This is a genomic window from Amycolatopsis sp. NPDC033938 (assembly GCF_055575975.1).
Window position 1 is genome coordinate 583,294 of sequence record NZ_JBVIRO010000001.1, and the last position, 14,609, is coordinate 597,902.

The 14,609-nt window shown below is 68.1% G+C and carries 15 protein-coding genes; 13 read left to right on the forward strand and 2 right to left on the reverse strand.

Features of this window, described 5'->3' with window-relative positions; all coding sequences use genetic code 11:
- Nucleotides 1–26: 26 nt before the first annotated feature.
- From ACZ5ZX_RS02820 to ACZ5ZX_RS02875, 12 genes are all read left to right on the forward strand, one after another.
- Nucleotides 27–467: a DUF983 domain-containing protein gene (locus ACZ5ZX_RS02820; RefSeq protein ID WP_465500352.1), complete on the forward strand. Its 441-nt coding sequence runs from the start codon at nt 27–29 to the stop codon at nt 465–467.
- Between the two features lie 32 nt (nt 468–499).
- Nucleotides 500–1,363: an Fpg/Nei family DNA glycosylase gene (locus ACZ5ZX_RS02825; protein ID WP_465459544.1), complete on the forward strand. Its 864-nt coding sequence runs from the start codon at nt 500–502 to the stop codon at nt 1,361–1,363.
- Between the two features lie 97 nt (nt 1,364–1,460).
- Complete coding sequence (locus ACZ5ZX_RS02830; RefSeq protein WP_465500353.1) at nt 1,461–2,756, forward strand: histidine kinase; 1,296 nt, start codon at nt 1,461–1,463, stop codon at nt 2,754–2,756.
- Between the two features lie 19 nt (nt 2,757–2,775).
- Nucleotides 2,776–3,621, forward strand: coding sequence for a S49 family peptidase (locus ACZ5ZX_RS02835; RefSeq protein ID WP_465500354.1), 846 nt, complete (start codon nt 2,776–2,778; stop codon nt 3,619–3,621).
- Between the two features lie 197 nt (nt 3,622–3,818).
- Nucleotides 3,819–5,219 carry a carbohydrate-binding protein gene (locus ACZ5ZX_RS02840; RefSeq protein ID WP_465500355.1) on the forward strand — a complete coding sequence of 467 codons (1,401 nt, stop codon included), beginning with the start codon at nt 3,819–3,821 and terminating at the stop codon, nt 5,217–5,219.
- A gap of 144 nt (nt 5,220–5,363) precedes the next feature.
- Entirely contained in the window at nt 5,364–6,197 is an 834-nt protein-coding gene (locus tag ACZ5ZX_RS02845) for a LytR/AlgR family response regulator transcription factor (protein WP_465500356.1), read from the forward strand.
- A gap of 9 nt (nt 6,198–6,206) precedes the next feature.
- A complete protein-coding gene (locus ACZ5ZX_RS02850) occupies nt 6,207–6,731 on the forward strand; it encodes a hypothetical protein (RefSeq protein ID WP_465500357.1) in 525 nt (174 codons plus the stop codon).
- A gap of 31 nt (nt 6,732–6,762) precedes the next feature.
- Complete coding sequence (locus ACZ5ZX_RS02855) at nt 6,763–8,553, forward strand: sodium/solute symporter (RefSeq protein WP_465500358.1); 1,791 nt, start codon at nt 6,763–6,765, stop codon at nt 8,551–8,553.
- 139 nt (nt 8,554–8,692) lie between these two features.
- The gene (locus ACZ5ZX_RS02860; RefSeq protein WP_465500359.1) at nt 8,693–9,037 is read left to right on the forward strand and encodes a DUF485 domain-containing protein; all 345 of its coding nucleotides are present in this window, start codon (nt 8,693–8,695) and stop codon (nt 9,035–9,037) included.
- Nucleotides 9,034–10,665, forward strand: a complete 1,632-nt coding sequence (locus ACZ5ZX_RS02865) for a solute symporter family protein (RefSeq protein ID WP_465500360.1) — start codon at nt 9,034–9,036, stop codon at nt 10,663–10,665. Before ACZ5ZX_RS02860 ends, ACZ5ZX_RS02865 begins: the two co-directional genes overlap by 4 nt.
- 47 nt (nt 10,666–10,712) lie before the next feature.
- Nucleotides 10,713–11,063, forward strand: coding sequence for a rhodanese-like domain-containing protein (locus ACZ5ZX_RS02870; RefSeq protein WP_465500361.1), 351 nt, complete (start codon nt 10,713–10,715; stop codon nt 11,061–11,063).
- Between the two features lie 35 nt (nt 11,064–11,098).
- Nucleotides 11,099–12,037, forward strand: a complete 939-nt coding sequence (locus ACZ5ZX_RS02875) for a DUF4328 domain-containing protein (RefSeq protein ID WP_465501020.1) — start codon at nt 11,099–11,101, stop codon at nt 12,035–12,037.
- A 166-nt stretch (nt 12,038–12,203) separates the two neighbouring features.
- On the opposite strand, the gene ACZ5ZX_RS02880 is transcribed toward ACZ5ZX_RS02875, so the two are convergent.
- Nucleotides 12,204–13,373, reverse strand: coding sequence for a cytochrome P450 (locus ACZ5ZX_RS02880; protein WP_465500362.1), 1,170 nt, complete (start codon nt 13,371–13,373; stop codon nt 12,204–12,206).
- A gap of 55 nt (nt 13,374–13,428) precedes the next feature.
- Nucleotides 13,429–13,644 (reverse strand): hypothetical protein, encoded by a 216-nt coding sequence (locus tag ACZ5ZX_RS02885; RefSeq protein WP_465500363.1) that lies wholly within the window; start codon nt 13,642–13,644, stop codon nt 13,429–13,431.
- A 362-nt stretch (nt 13,645–14,006) separates the two neighbouring features.
- Between ACZ5ZX_RS02885 and ACZ5ZX_RS02890 the strand changes: the two genes are divergently transcribed.
- Nucleotides 14,007–14,576, forward strand: a complete 570-nt coding sequence (locus ACZ5ZX_RS02890; RefSeq protein ID WP_465500364.1) for a hypothetical protein — start codon at nt 14,007–14,009, stop codon at nt 14,574–14,576.
- Nucleotides 14,577–14,609: the final 33 nt, after the last annotated feature.

Consider the following 14,609-nt stretch of genomic DNA (forward strand, 5'->3'; position numbering starts at 1 on the left):
CGAGCGGCCGCGCGGGAGGCGACTGAATGAACCGGCTGGTGCACGGCGAGGACGGCCGTGACTGGGTGGTCCGAGCCCAGATGGAATGGCGTGCTCCCGCGACTGCGGACGATTTCGAGCACGATGTGGCAGGCAGCTACGGCCCGGGTATCGCGATGATCGTCGTGACCGCGCTGCTGGCGATCGTGCTCATCATGTGGACACCTGCGGATGTGATGATCCCGTCCTGGGTACCGCTGGCGCTGTTGCTGGTCGCCTTGTTCTTCCCGCTGCGGTGGATCCTGCGCCGCCCGTGGACCGTGGTCGCCGAGACCGAGGGTGATCTGGCAGGCGACCGGCCGTCCGAACGCTGGGTGGGCACCATCCGGGGCATGTTCACCGTGCGCGGTGAGGTCTCGAAGATCACCAAGACCATCCAGCGGCACTCGCTGCCGGATTTCGACGGCCCGCTGCACCCGGTGGAGTAGTCGCGACGACCTGAACGCGCGAGACTGGGGTCATGCCCGAGTTACCCGAGGTCGAAGCGCTCGCCCACCACCTGCGTGAACACGCGGTGGGCAAGACGATCTTCCGTGTCGACGTGTCGTCCCTCAGCGTGCTGAAGACGGCGACACCGCCTTGGACCGAGTTGCACGGCCGTGAGGTCACCGGGGCCGGCCGGTTCGGCAAGCATCTCGACCTCGTCGCCGGGGACCTCCATCTGGTCGTCCACCTGGCGAGGGCGGGCTGGCTGCGCTGGTCCGACGCGTTGTCGCCGACGCCGCTGAAACCCGGCAAGGGGCCGATCTCGCTGCGGGTCCACCTCGACGCGGCCGCGGGGCCGGGCTTCGACCTCACCGAGGCCGGTACGAAGAAGGGACTCGCTGTCTGGATCGTGCGCGATCCGGAGAAGGAGGTCGCCAGCATCGCGCGGCTCGGGCCGGACGCGTTGTCGCTGGACCGGACGGGACTCGAGAAGCTGTTCGCGGGACGCACCGAACGGCTGAAGACGGCGCTGACCGACCAGTCGCTGATCGCCGGGATCGGCAACGCCTACTCCGACGAGATCATGCACATGGCGAAGCTTTCCCCTTACGCCACAACGGGAAAGCTGTCCGAAGGGGCGCTTGACGGGCTCTCGGAGGCGATCCGCGAAGTGCTGACCAGCGCCGTGACGCGTTCGGTCGGCCAGTCCGCCGCCCGGCTCAAGGGCGAGAAACGCTCCGGGCTGCGGGTGCACGCGCGGACGGGGCTGCCGTGTCCGGTCTGCGGCGACACGATCCGCGAGATCTCGTTCGCGGACAAGTCGTTCCAGTACTGCCCGACCTGCCAGACCGGCGGGAAGCCGCTCGCCGACCGGCGGATGTCGCGCCTGCTCAAGTGACTCCCCGGCCTTGGGTAGGGTCGGCCCCACCCTCAGTTGTCACAACTCAACGGAAAGTGGGGAGCAGGCCTTGCACCCGGTTGGTCGAGCGCAGAGCATGGACGCCGTGTCCGGGCTCGATATCGCGCAGATCATCCCTTGGGGGGTGGCACTGCTGCTCGCGATCCTCGTGGTCGTCCTGCTGATCAAGCTGCGGCGTCCCGCGAGCATCGTGGAGAACGCGGTGCTGCAGGCCGTCCACCGGATGTCGAAGGCCACGCCGGATCTCCGCGAGGGGCTCGACGAGCAGGTCGCCGACAAGATCACCAGCCAGCTGCTGGAGATGCTCGACTGCGTCGCTGTCGGCATCACCGACAGCGAAGGCACGCTGTTGTCGTGGGATGGCGAGGCCAACGACCACTACGTCGACCTGGTCGACGCCATCGGCAACGCGATCCGCAAGCACCGCCGCGAGGTCGTCGCGCACGACAAGATGCCGTGCAACCACCGCGGCACCTGCCGGATGCGGACGGCGGTGATCGTGCCGCTGATCGTCGAAGGCGAGACCGAGGCCGCGTTGATCGTCGTCGGGCGCACGCGCGGCCGGCTGGTGCAGATGGCCGACGCGGTGGCGCAGTTCGTCTGCACCCAGTTCGAGCTGGCGCGTCTCGACGAATCGAAGAACCAGCTCCAGCAGGCGGAGATCAAGGCGCTGCGCGCGCAGATCTCACCGCATTTCGTCTACAACGCGCTCAACACGATCTCGTCGCTGATCCGGACGGACCCGGAGGAAGCGCGAGAGCTGCTTCAGGACTTCGCCGACTTCACGCGCTACTCGTTCAGGACGTCAGGCATGTTCACTTCGCTCGCAGAGGAACTGCGCAACATCGACCGGTACCTGACCATCGAGAACGCCCGTTTCGGCGGACGGCTCGAGGTGCGGATGAAGATCGCGCCCGAGGTGCTTTCGGTGGTCGTGCCGTTCCTGATCATCCAGCCGCTGGTGGAGAACGCCGTCAAACACGGTCTCGCGTCGAAGCCGTCGGGCGGCTGCGTCACGGTGATCGCCGAGGACTACGGCGCCGAAGCACTGATCAGCGTCGAGGACGACGGCATCGGCATGGAGCCCGCCAAACTCGCGGACCTCCGCAGCCAGCACCGTACGGGCGCGCACGTCGGCCTCGGCAACATCAACCAGCGGATGCAGCAGGTGTTCGGCCGCGACTACGCGCTCATGGTGGAGACCGCGCCCGGCGCCGGGATGAAGGTGACCCTGCGGGTGCCGAAGTTCATGCCCGGTGTCCGGCCGAACCTGCCGGACTTCTCCGCCGACAGCGCTGCGGTCCCGCCGCAGGGCGGTCCGAACGAGGCCAGTGGAGTGAGCGGTTCGCGCAGCGGCGTGCTGCCGTCGTGAACGTCGGTAACCTGGCGGTATGAGCGTTGCGGACAAGCTGACCTCCCGTCTCCCGATGATCGGCGAACGGGGTGATCGCAAGGACGTCGTCGCCGTGGTGAAGCTGCACGGGGTGATCACGCCGACCCCGTCGCCGCTGGCCAGGGGCTCGATCAACCTCGCGGCCGTCGAATCGGCGCTGACCCGCGCGTTCGCGCACGATCGGCTGAAGGCCGTCGCGTTGCAGATCAACTCGCCGGGTGGCGCGCCGACGCAGTCGGGCCTGGTCGCGGAGCGGATCCGCCAGCTCGCCGACGAGAAGAACGTGCCCGTCCTCGCCTTCGCCGAGGACGTCGCCGCGTCCGGCGGATACTGGCTGGCCTGCGCCGCCGACGAGATCTACGCGCACCGGACGTCCATGGTGGGCTCCATCGGCGTGGTCAGCGGCGGGTTCGGGTTCACCGGCCTGCTGGAGCGGTTCGGCATCGAGCGGCGGCTGCACACGGCGGGCGCGAACAAGTCCCGGCTCGACCCGTTCAGCCCGGAGAAACCGGAAGACGTCGAGTGGCTGAAGAAGATGCACGGCCAGCTCCACGAACTGTTCGTCGACTGGGTCACCGAGCGTCGCGGAGACCGGCTTTCCGGCTCCGAGGACCTGTTCACCGGTGACGTCTGGCTGGGCGCCCGCGCGGTCGAACTCGGTCTCATCGACGGTGTCGGCAGCCTGCGCCAGGTGATCACCGAGCGGTACCCGGACGCCGAGATCTCGGTCGCCGAACCGAAGAAGGCGTTGCTGGCGAGGCTCGGCATCGGCGCTCCGGCGGCGGCGAGCGCGTTGCTGGACGCTGTTCAGCACAAGGCCGCTTGGAGCCGCTTCGGCCTCTGACCCAGTGTTATGAACGGGACTTTCATTGCAAAATTTGCAATGAAAGTCCCGTTCATAACGTCGGGGGCCGGGTGACCGCGCGAACGGATTCACCCGAACAGTGGTAGGCGCCACTGGTGCAGACCAGGTGTCATATCGGACATACCGCTTTGTTGTGATCGGCAACAAAACCTCGACAAAGGTGACGAGGAGGTCCGATGTCCGTTACGTCTCCCCACCGGAGCCGCTGGAAGATCGCGCTCGGCTCGGTGCTCGGCGCGGCACTGATCGCAGTCCCGCTCACGCTCCCCGCCGCGGCCGCCGTCCCGCCGCCGCCCTCGGGCTGGACCACCGTTTTCGCCGACGACTTCACCGGCGCCGCCGGCTCCCTCCCATCGAGTGCGAACTGGATCATCGACACCGGTCACGGCTATCCCGGTGGCCCCGGCAACTGGGGCACCGGCGAGATCCAGAACTACACCACGAACCCCGCCAACCTCGCTCAGGACGGCTCCGGCAACCTGCGGATCACACCGCTGCGCGACGGCGCGGGCAACTGGACCTCGGCGCGGATCGAAACGCAGCGCACGAACTTCAAACCGCCGTCCGGCGGGGCGTTGCGCATCGAAGGCCGCATCCAGATGCCGAACGTCACCGGTGCCGCGGCGCTCGGCTACTGGCCCGCGTTCTGGGCGCTCGGTTCGCCGTATCGCGGCAACTACTGGAACTGGCCCGCCATCGGCGAGTTCGACATCATGGAGAACGTCAACGGGATCAACACGGTCTGGGGCGTACTGCACTGCGGCGTCAACCCCGGCGGCCCGTGCAAGGAGACCGACGGCCTCGTCGGCAGCCGGACCTGTCCCGGCGCGAGCTGCCAGAGCGCGTTCCACACCTACACCTTCGAATGGGACACCTCCGTCAGCCCCAACGTGTTCCGCTGGCTCGTGGACGGACAGCAGTTCCACTCGGTCAGCCAGAACCAGGTCGACGCCACCACGTGGGCCAATATGACGAACCACGCCGGTTACTTCGTGCTGCTGAACGTCGCGATCGGCGGCGCCTTCCCGAACAACAACTCCGGCACCACGACCCCGGGGCCGGGGATCGTGCCAGGGCATCCGATGGTCGTCGACTACATCACCGTCCTGACCCGCGGCGGCGGCACGACACCCACTTCGACGACAACGACGAGTAATCCCGGTGGCGGCAGCGCGTACAGCACGATCCAGGCGGAGTCCTACAGCCAGGCCGCCGGTCTCGCCAAGCAGGCCACGTCCGACACCGGCGGCGGCCAGAACATCGGCCCGGCGGGAAACGGTGACTGGGCGCGGTATCCGGGCATCGACTTCGGGACGCAGACGGCCAGGCAGTTCCAGGCGCGGGTCGCGTCCGGCGCGACGGGTGGCGTGAGCGGCCTGGTCGAGGTCCGGCTCGACAGTCCTGCCAATGCGCCCGTCGGCAGCTTCGCCGTCGCCGGCACCGGCGGCTGGCAGAGCTGGCGGACCGTACCGGCGAACATCAGCGGGATCACCGGGAAACACGACGTCTACCTGACCTTCGCCAGCGGTCAGCCCGCCGATTTCGTGAGCGTCAACTGGTTCACCTTCACCCCGTGAAGGAAGAGACGTGGCACGGCTAGGCGGTTCGTGCCACCGGAAAGATGACGGCACCGGCCACCCCAGGCGCGGGGGTGGGCGGTGCCGTCCTTTTCGTTCGACTTTCGGGCAGCGGGCTGGACACGGAACCCGGTAGTGGGCATTATGCGACTCACTGTGAGTGCTCACGATGACACCCGGAAGCTCATTGTCCTTGCGGTGGACGATGAGCCCAAAGGGCTAGACGAACTCGTTCACTGTCTCCGGAACAGCCCGCACGTCGCCCTGGTCTTCCCGGCGATCGATGCTTCGGAGGCGCTGCGCCTGCTGTCCACCGACGACCCGAGGCTCGGCGATCGCAAGGCGCGTGGCCTGCCGATCGTGGACGCGGTGTTCGCCGACATCGACATGCCCGGCCTGTCCGGGATGGAGATGTCCCGCGTGTTCGCCGCGCTGCGCCCGTCTCCGGCGCTGGTCTTCGTGACAGGGCACGCCGAAGAGGCGGTCAACGCCTTCGACCTCGGCGCGCTCGATTACGTGCTCAAGCCGTACCAGCAGGATCGTCTCGACCGTGCGATCACGCGCGTGATGGAAAAACTCGCCGCCAACGCCGCGCCGCCGCCCGGTGCCACCGGCCTCGGGCAGGTCAAGAACGACGACGAGGTCATCCCCGTCGAACTCGCCGGTACGACCAAGCTGATCCCGCGGTCCTCGGTCCGCTGGGTGGAAGCACAGGGTGACTACGCCCGGTTGTTCACCACCGACGGCAGCCACCTGGTCCGCATCCCGCTCGCGCAGCTCGAAGAGCGCTGGGAGAAGGCGGGTTTCGTCCGGATCCACCGGTCGTTCCTGGTCTCGCTGCCGCTGATCACCGAGTTGCGCATGGGGCAGGGCGGCTACCAGGTCGTCATCGGCAACGAAGAAAAGGTGCTGCCGGTGAGCCGCCGCCACACCCGCGCGCTCAAGGACCGGCTCGTCGGCGCCAACCGGTCGACGTAGCCGCGGGACATGACCGACGACTTCTATCGCCGGGTCAACGGTGTCCGCGAACCGGACCCGACCCTCGGCAAGGGCAGGCACAAGAAACCGGCGCAGCCCGAAGGCGCCGCCGTCGAGCCGGTGCCCGGAGCCCCGTCCGGTCCCAAGCACGAACAGGCGAAGCCCGAACACCACGCGAAACCCAAGCGGCAGCGGGTGATCCTCGCTGATCCGCGGCAGGCGACGAGCACCCTGCGGGCCAGGGTCGAACTCGAAGAGCAGACCAGCTGGGGAAAACTCCTGGTCAAGGATCTGGTGAAGATCCAGTTGCGGACGGCCGCCCTGCTGGCGCTGCTGGTGATGGTCACGCTGTGTTCGCTGCCGGTGCTGTTCTACCTGGTCCCGTCCTTCGGCAGGGTGACCGTCCTCGGTATTCCCGTGCCCTGGCTGATCCTCGGCGTGGCACCGTTTCCGTTCCTGTTCGGCATCGGGCTCTGGTACAACCGGCTCGCCGAACGCCATGAACGCGACTTCGTTGACATGATCGAGAACTGATTGCGGAGCGGCACATGCGAGGATTCGTGCCGTGGCGCTGAATCCGTGGGCTGTGGCCGGCATCGTGCTGGTCGCGGTGCTGACCTTCTACCTGGGGCATCGCTCCTCCAGGTCGGCCGTCAGCACGCACGACTTCCTCGTCGCCCGCCGGACCGTGCGCTCCCGGCGCAACGCCGCCGCGATCTCCGGTGAGTACCTCTCCGCCGCGTCGTTCATGGGCGTGGCGGGCATCGTGCTCAAGGACGGCGCCGACGCGTTGTGGTTCCCGATCGGTTTCACCGCGGGCTATCTGGCGCTGATGCTGTTCGTCGCCGCGCCGCTGCGCCGGTCCGGCGCCTACACGCTGCCGGACTTCGTCGAGATGCGGCTGGGTTCGACCATGTTGCGCCGGGTTTCGACGGCGTTCGTGGTGTTCATCGGGATCCTCTACATGGTCCCGCAGTTGCAGGGCGCCGGGCTGACCCTGGCGACGATCCTGCCCGTGCCCGCGTGGGCTGGCGCGATCCTGGTGACCTGTGTCGTCATGTTCAACGTGATCGCGGGCGGGATGCGTGCCATCACCGTCGTCCAGGCCTTCCAGTACTGGCTGAAACTGTTCTCCATCGCGCTGCCGGCGTTCATCCTGTGCATCGTGTTCCTCAGCTCCGGCGGGCCGGGCAGTGCCCGTCCGCTCGGGCAGCCCGCCCCGCCGACGTTCACCGAGAACACCACCGTCAAGGTGCAGACCGACGTCACGCTGAAGGTCACCTCGGTGACCGTGCTCGAGGCGTACGGCCAGGTGGAAGGCGCGCGGGCCAACGGGTTCGCGGTGTGGTCCCCGGAAGCCGGGCACAAGGTCGCCAAGGGCACGACCCTGAAGTTCACCGCCGGCACGCCGGTCCCGGTGGTCAGCGACGCGCCCGCGTCCAACGGCGACTGGCTCCGGCCGGGGTCGGGCAGCCTCACCGATCTGCTGCAGGTCTATTCGCTGATCCTCGCGACCTTCCTCGGGACCATGGGCCTGCCGCACGTCCTGGTCCGCTTCTACACCAACCCCGACGGCAAGGCCGCGCGCCGCACGACGGTGCACGTCCTGCTGCTGCTCGGGCTGTTCTACCTGTTCCCGACGCTGCTGGGCGCGCTGTCGCGGATGTACGTCCCGGAACTGCTGGTGACCGGGAAGACCGACGCCGCCGTTCTCCTGCTGCCGTCCGCGGTCCTGCCGGGGCTCTGGGGGCAGATACTGGGCGCGGTGACGGCGGCGGGCGCGTTCGCCGCGTTCCTGTCCAGTTCATCCGGTCTGCTGGTGAGCATCGCCGGGGTAGTGTCCACCGACGTACTGCCCGGCCGGGTCCGTGATTTCCGGGTGGCGACCGCGATCGTGGCGATCATCCCGTTCGCGCTGGCGGTGCTGCTGCCGTCGGAAGACCTGTCGCTTTCGGTCGGGATGTCGTTCGCGCTGGCCGCGTCCACGTTCAGCCCGCTGCTGCTGCTCGGGGTCTGGTGGCGGAAACTCAGCTGGCCCGGCGCACTGGCCGGGATGCTCGTCGGCGGCGGCCTGGTGCTGGCCGCGCTGGTGGCCAACGTCGTCAGCAAGTACACCGGCGGCTGGGCGCCGTGGTTCTTGAACCAGCCCGCGCTGATCACCGTGCCGTCGGCGTTCCTGACCACCTATGTGGTGAGCCGGGCGACCGGATACGGGCGGCCGGACGACGTCCACGGCGTGATGCTGCGCCTGCACGCGCCCGATCCGCTCGGTTTCATGCGCGATCGCGCGGTCGCCCGGTTCGGGCAGGCCGAGGAGAAGACGCGGACCACGGGCAAGGGCCGACACCGGAAGTAATTCACCCGTTCGTGCGGCACCCCTCTACTCAGAGTCGTACCGTTCACTCAAATGGATTGCTCCTTTCACGCCCTATAAGGGGCATGATCTTCCGTGACAACGAAATCACCGAATGGTTGCGGCAGGTGGGAGGTCCGACGTGAGCGACCCCGATCAAGACCTCGGGTCAGAACCGGAATCCGACTGGGAAAAGGTGCAGGCGAGTCCGGAATTCACCGAGCTGCGACGACGCCTGCGGGTATTCGTTTTCCCGGTCTCGGCGCTGTTCCTGGTCTGGTATCTGCTTTACGTGCTGCTCGCCGACTACGCGGCCGGCTTCATGAGCACCAAGCTCTTCGGCAACGTCAACGTCGGTCTCGTCTTCGGCCTCTTGCAGTTCGTGTCCACCTTCGTGATCACCGGCCTTTATGTCCGGTACGCCAACCGCAAACTCGATCCGCTCGCCGACAAGATCCGGCATGAGGTCGAGAGGGCAGGCCGATGAGCACCCTGGCCGCGGGTGTCCAGGGCAGCGACCCGGCGCTCAACATCACCATTTTCGCGGTGTTCGTCGCGATCACACTGGTGATCGTTTTCCGGGCGAGCCGGAATACGAAGACCGCGTCCGACTACTACGCCGCGGGACGCGCGTTCACCGGTCCGCAGAACGGGATCGCCATCTCGGGTGACTACCTTTCGGCGGCGTCCTTCCTGGGTATCGCCGGTGCGATCGCGATCAACGGGTACGACGGTTTCCTCTACTCGATCGGTTTTCTCGTCGCGTGGCTGATCGCGTTGCTGCTGGTCGCGGAACTGCTGCGCAACACCGGCAAGTTCACCATGGGCGACGTGCTGGCCTTCCGGATGAAGCAGCGCCCGGTCCGCGCGGCGGCCGCCATCTCCACGCTCGCCGTCTCGTTCTTCTATCTGCTCGCGCAGATGGCGGGGGCGGGCGGTCTGGTGAACCTGCTGCTCGGCATCGAAGGGAGCCTCGGCCAGGACCTGGTGATCGCCGTCGTCGGCGTGATCATGATCCTGTACGTGCTGATCGGCGGGATGAAGGGCACCACCTGGGTCCAGATCATCAAGGCCGTCCTGCTGATCGCCGGCGCCTTCGCGATGACGTTGTGGGTGCTCGGCAAGTACGGCTTCAACCTCTCCAGCCTGTTCCAGGCCGCCGTCGACAAGGGCGGCAAGGCCGGTGAAGCGCTGCTCGGCCCCGGCAAGCAGTACGGGAAGACCGGCACGACCAAACTGGACTTCCTGTCGCTGGGCATCGCGCTGGTGCTGGGCACCGCCGGTCTGCCACACGTCCTGATGCGCTTCTACACGGTGCCGACGGCGAAGGACGCGCGCCGTTCGGTGGTCTGGGCGATCGCGCTGATCGGCATCTTCTACCTGTTCACCCTCGTGCTCGGCTATGGCGCGGGCGCGCTGGTCGGCCCGGACGTGATCGCGAAGGCGCCCGGGACGACCAACTCGGCGGCGCCGCTGCTGGCGCTCGAACTGGGTGGTCCGGTGCTGCTCGGGTTCATCGCGGCGGTGGCGTTCGCGACGATCCTCGCGGTGGTCGCGGGCCTGACGATCACGGCGTCGGCGTCGTTCGCGCACGACGTCTACGCCAACGTGATCAAGAAGGGGAAGACCGACCCTGACAGCGAGGTCCGCGTCGCGCGGATCACCGCACTGGTGATCGGGGCCGTGGCCATCGTCGGCGGGATCCTCGCGAAGAACCAGAACGTGGCGTTCTTGGTGGCGCTCGCGTTCGCGGTGGCGGCGTCGGCGAACCTGCCGACGATCCTGTACTCGCTGTTCTGGAAACGCTTCAACACCCAGGGCGCGCTGTGGAGCATCTACGGCGGTCTCGCGGTCTGTGTCCTGCTGATCGTCTTCTCACCCGCGGTCTCGGGTAAGCCTGTGGACCCGAAGACCGGCAAGAGCGCCTCCATGATCCAGGGCGTCGACTTCCACTGGTTCCCGCTCGACAACCCCGGCCTCGTCTCGATCCCGGTCGCGTTCTTCCTCGGCTGGCTCGGCACGGTCCTGTCCAAGGAACACAACCAGAAGAAGTACGCCGAGATGGAGGTCCGCTCCCTCACCGGCGCCGGGGCGGAAAAGGCCGTCAAGCACTGAGTCCTTCTTCACGCGCGCGCAACGGGGCGGGATGGGAGGATGGCAGGGTGGTGAGCCCTGCTGACATCCCGACCGTCGCCGTCCGTGATCTGCCCAAGGACGGTGTCGCGCTGCTCGACGTCCGTGAGGACGACGAGTGGGCCGCCGGGCACGCCCCGGGGGCCAAGCACATCCCGATGGGTGAACTGCCCTCGCGCGTCGGCGAACTCGACGAGCTGCCCGACGACCAGCCGGTTTACGTGATCTGCCGCAGTGGCGGCCGGTCCGCCCGCGCCGCCGCGTGGCTCAACGCGAGCGGCTGGGACGCGGTGAACGTCGCCGGCGGGATGGGCTCCTGGCAGCAGGAGGGACGCCCGATGGTCGGCGACCATCCCGGCGTCGAACCCGAAGTGCTGTAACCGTGCAGCCAGGCCACTATCCGCCGAGGACACCGGTGCCGCCGGTGCGTCCGGCGCCGACGCACCAGGCGCGGCACCAGCCCCCGCGGCATCGCCTCCGTTGGGTCGCTTCGCCGCCTCCCGGTGCTTGGCCGCAGAGGCGCAAACCGGTGGCCGAGCGCTACTCCGGGCCGCCGTCCTACCCGGTCCCGCCTCGGTGGGGCTTCCCGAACCTGGTCTGGCGCCGTCCGACCGCGGTCCCCGGCACGGCGTCCGGCGGGATCACCGCCCTCGAACGGCTCCGGGTCATCAAGCGCAGCCTCCTGCCGGTGCTCTGGACCTTCGCCGCACTGGCGCTCGCCGCGTCGGCCGCCGAGATCTGGCGCTATGTCCTGCTCGTGCAGAGCCGCGACTCGGCGTTGTCGACCTCCGTCGTCACGGTTTCCGACAGCTTCGTGATCACCACCGGTCTGCTCACCACGATCCTTTCGCTGCTGCCGTCCGGGCTCACCGTGTGGTGGCTGCTCGTGGCCCGCCAAGCCGCCGCGGACGCCTCCGGCGAGACGCCGCCGAGAAGGCAGTGGCAGGTGCTGACGTTCGTCCTGGCGCCGGTGGTGAACCTGATCATGGTGCTGCCGATCGTCGCCGAACTCGAACACACCGTCCTGCGCCGGGCTCGGGAAGCGCGGCCGAAGCCGTCGCGGCTCGTGTTCGTCTGGTGGGGTGCCTGGGTGGTCAACTGGGTGCTGCTCGGGCTCGTCATCGTCTGGCGGTTCCGCGATGGCGTCCAGGCGCTGGCGGACGGGGTCATGCTGGTCGCGCTGACCGATCTGGCCGCGGCGGGACTGGCCGTGGTGACGGCGCTGCTCGTGAAGCGGATGTCCGGTCTTCTGTCGCCTGTGGAGGAGAAGCAGCTTCGCCTGCTTCGCGTGCTGAAGGTGGACGGGGCTCCGGATCCGGACCGGCGTGAGCGTCCGGCCTCTTCAGTGCGCTGACGCAACTTCTCCACTCGCGGTTCCAGCTGATCAACATCACGCACTACGACAGCCGGGAAGCCTGGGAAGCGGCAGGGAAGAACCAGGCGTTCCGCGCTTCGACCGATCGCGCCGCGGAGGTGGCCACGCCCAACGCCGCCCTCTACGAGGTCGTCGTCGAATACCCCTAGCCCGTGGTGACCGGTAGCGAGCGCAGGCCGCGGATCACGAACTCCGGCCGCCGTTCGGGCTGCTCGGCCAGTTCCAATCCCGGCAGCTTCGTGGTCAGCGAGTGCAGCGTGGCCGCGATCTCCACCCGTGCGAGCGGGGCGCCGACGCAGTAATGGATGCCCATGCCGAAGCCGAGATGCGCGTTCGGTGTGCGGCCGATGTCGAGGGTGTCCGGCCGGTCGAACACCTGCGGATCCCGGGCAGCGGCGCCCAGTAGCGCGCCGATCTTCTCGCCCTCGGCCACCCGGAATCCGGCGATCTCGACGTCGGTGGTCGCCGTCCGCTCGAACAACTGGAGTGGCGCGTCGAAGCGGATCAGCTCTTCGACGCACGGGTCGAGCAGCTCCGGGGACGCCACCAGCCGCTCCCACTGGTCGCGGTGGGTCAGCAGCGCGTTGACCCCGTTCCCGATGACGTTCACCGTCGCCTCGTGCCCGGCCATCAGCAGCAGGACCGCGGTCGCGACCAGTTCGTCCTCGGTGAGTTCGCCGCGCAGCAGATCACTGACGATGTCGTCGCCAGGGGAACTCGCGCGCTGCTTCGCGATGTCGCGCAGGTACTCGACGAACTCCGCCGCGGCGGCTTCGGCGGCGTCGCGCTTCTCTTCGGCGAGGCCGTATTCGTACATCTTCACGACGTGGTTCGACCACGTGACCATGCGCGGCCCGTCGCCGACCGGGACGCCGAGGAGTTCCGCGATGACCGCGACCGGCAGCGGCTGCGCGAGATGCGCCAGCAGATCGGCCGAACCGGTTTCGGCGATCTCGGCGGCGAGCCTGTCGACCATGCCGTCCGCGAGTTCGGCGACCATCGGCCGTAGCCGCTGGACGTGCCCGCGCCCGAACGCGCCCGCGATCACCCGGCGCAACCGGGTGTGGGCGGGCGGCTCGTTCTCCAGCAGCGAGTTGCGGTGCAGCAGGTTGAACGACGCGAACCGCTCCACCGGCAGCGCGTCCTGCCAGATCCGGCCGAGCCCGCGATGCCGCAGGACGGCGGCCGAAGCGGCGTGCGACACCGCCACGGCGATGCCGAGCCCCTCGTGACGGTGCACCTCGCGGGTTTCGCGCAACGCGGCGAAGGCGGGATACGGATCGGCGAGGAAGGCGGGATCGCGAAGGTCGAACACGACCCGACTGTAACCGCGCCACGCCGGGGCCGACCGTCCCGGCGCGGCGCTGGAATCACAGATGCAGCCAGAGCCCCAGGTGCAGGCCCAGACCGTGGTGGTGATGGTGATGGTGGTGGTGGCCGACGCACAGCAGCAGGCAGTGGCGGGCCTGATCGCCTTCCTCGGTCCGCGGCGCGGCCGAGGCCGTACCCATCGCGGGCCCGGCCAGCATCAGCCCGAGTGCCACGGGGAACGCGGCCAGCGCTGCCCGGCGCTTGGAGGTGCTCATCTGTGATCCCTTCTCCGCACGACGACGCCGGTCGGCGTCCTGACCGAGTATTCGGTGCGGGACGGGCAAAACGGCAGGCTGATCACCCGTGATTAGATCGTCCGGATGATGACAACCGTTTTCAGTCACGTTTCCGTGATACCCGAACGGCCGCTGAAACCGGCCTATCCGGTCGACTTCGGGGACGACGGGTGTCCTGCGCGATCTATTCGTTACCAACCCCACTGAACCTGGCCGCGGCCTCGGCGTCTCTAGGGGTGTCGGAACGCGGAAGCGCGGGACGGCAAGGGGATTCCGTGGCCTTCGAGCCCGGAAGTCGTTTCTGTCTGGGGTAATTCAGCAAAAAGAACCGGGGTATTTCCATGCGTATTCGTCATGCCTTTTTCGCCGGTCTGACCGCGGCAGCTCTCGCGTTGCTGCCCGCGACCGCGTTCGCCACCGAAGCACCGGTCGAGGCACCCGAGAAGCCGAAGGGCACCAAGTTCTGGGTGTCACCGAAGACCGTCGAGGCCGGCGGGAAGGTGACCGCGCAGGGCCGTTGCGTCACTCCGCACGGCTTCTCGATCATCGCCCCCGACGGGTTCGAGCAGGTCTCGGACAAGTCGGTCAAACGCGACGGCGGCACCGACGTGAAGGTGACCTACCAGGTCCAGCCCAGCGTGAAGCCTGGTGAGCACCTCTTCGTCATGCTGTGCGACACCGTCGAGCCCGCGGCGACGGTGAAGGTCGTCCCGGCCGCCAAGAAGGAGCCGGTCAAGAAGGAGGCGGCCAAGCAGGTCTCGAAGGTTCCCGCCGGTGCTCCGCAGACCGGTGGCGGGCCGGTCGAGGAGCCGGCTCCCGCCGGTTGGCTGATCGCCGGGATGGCCGGAGCCGGGGTGGCCGGCGCGGGTGGGGCCTTGATGCTCCGCCGTCGTCCGGCCTCGCGGTCCTGATCGCACGCGGGAAGGGCGGGGGTCTTACGAGCC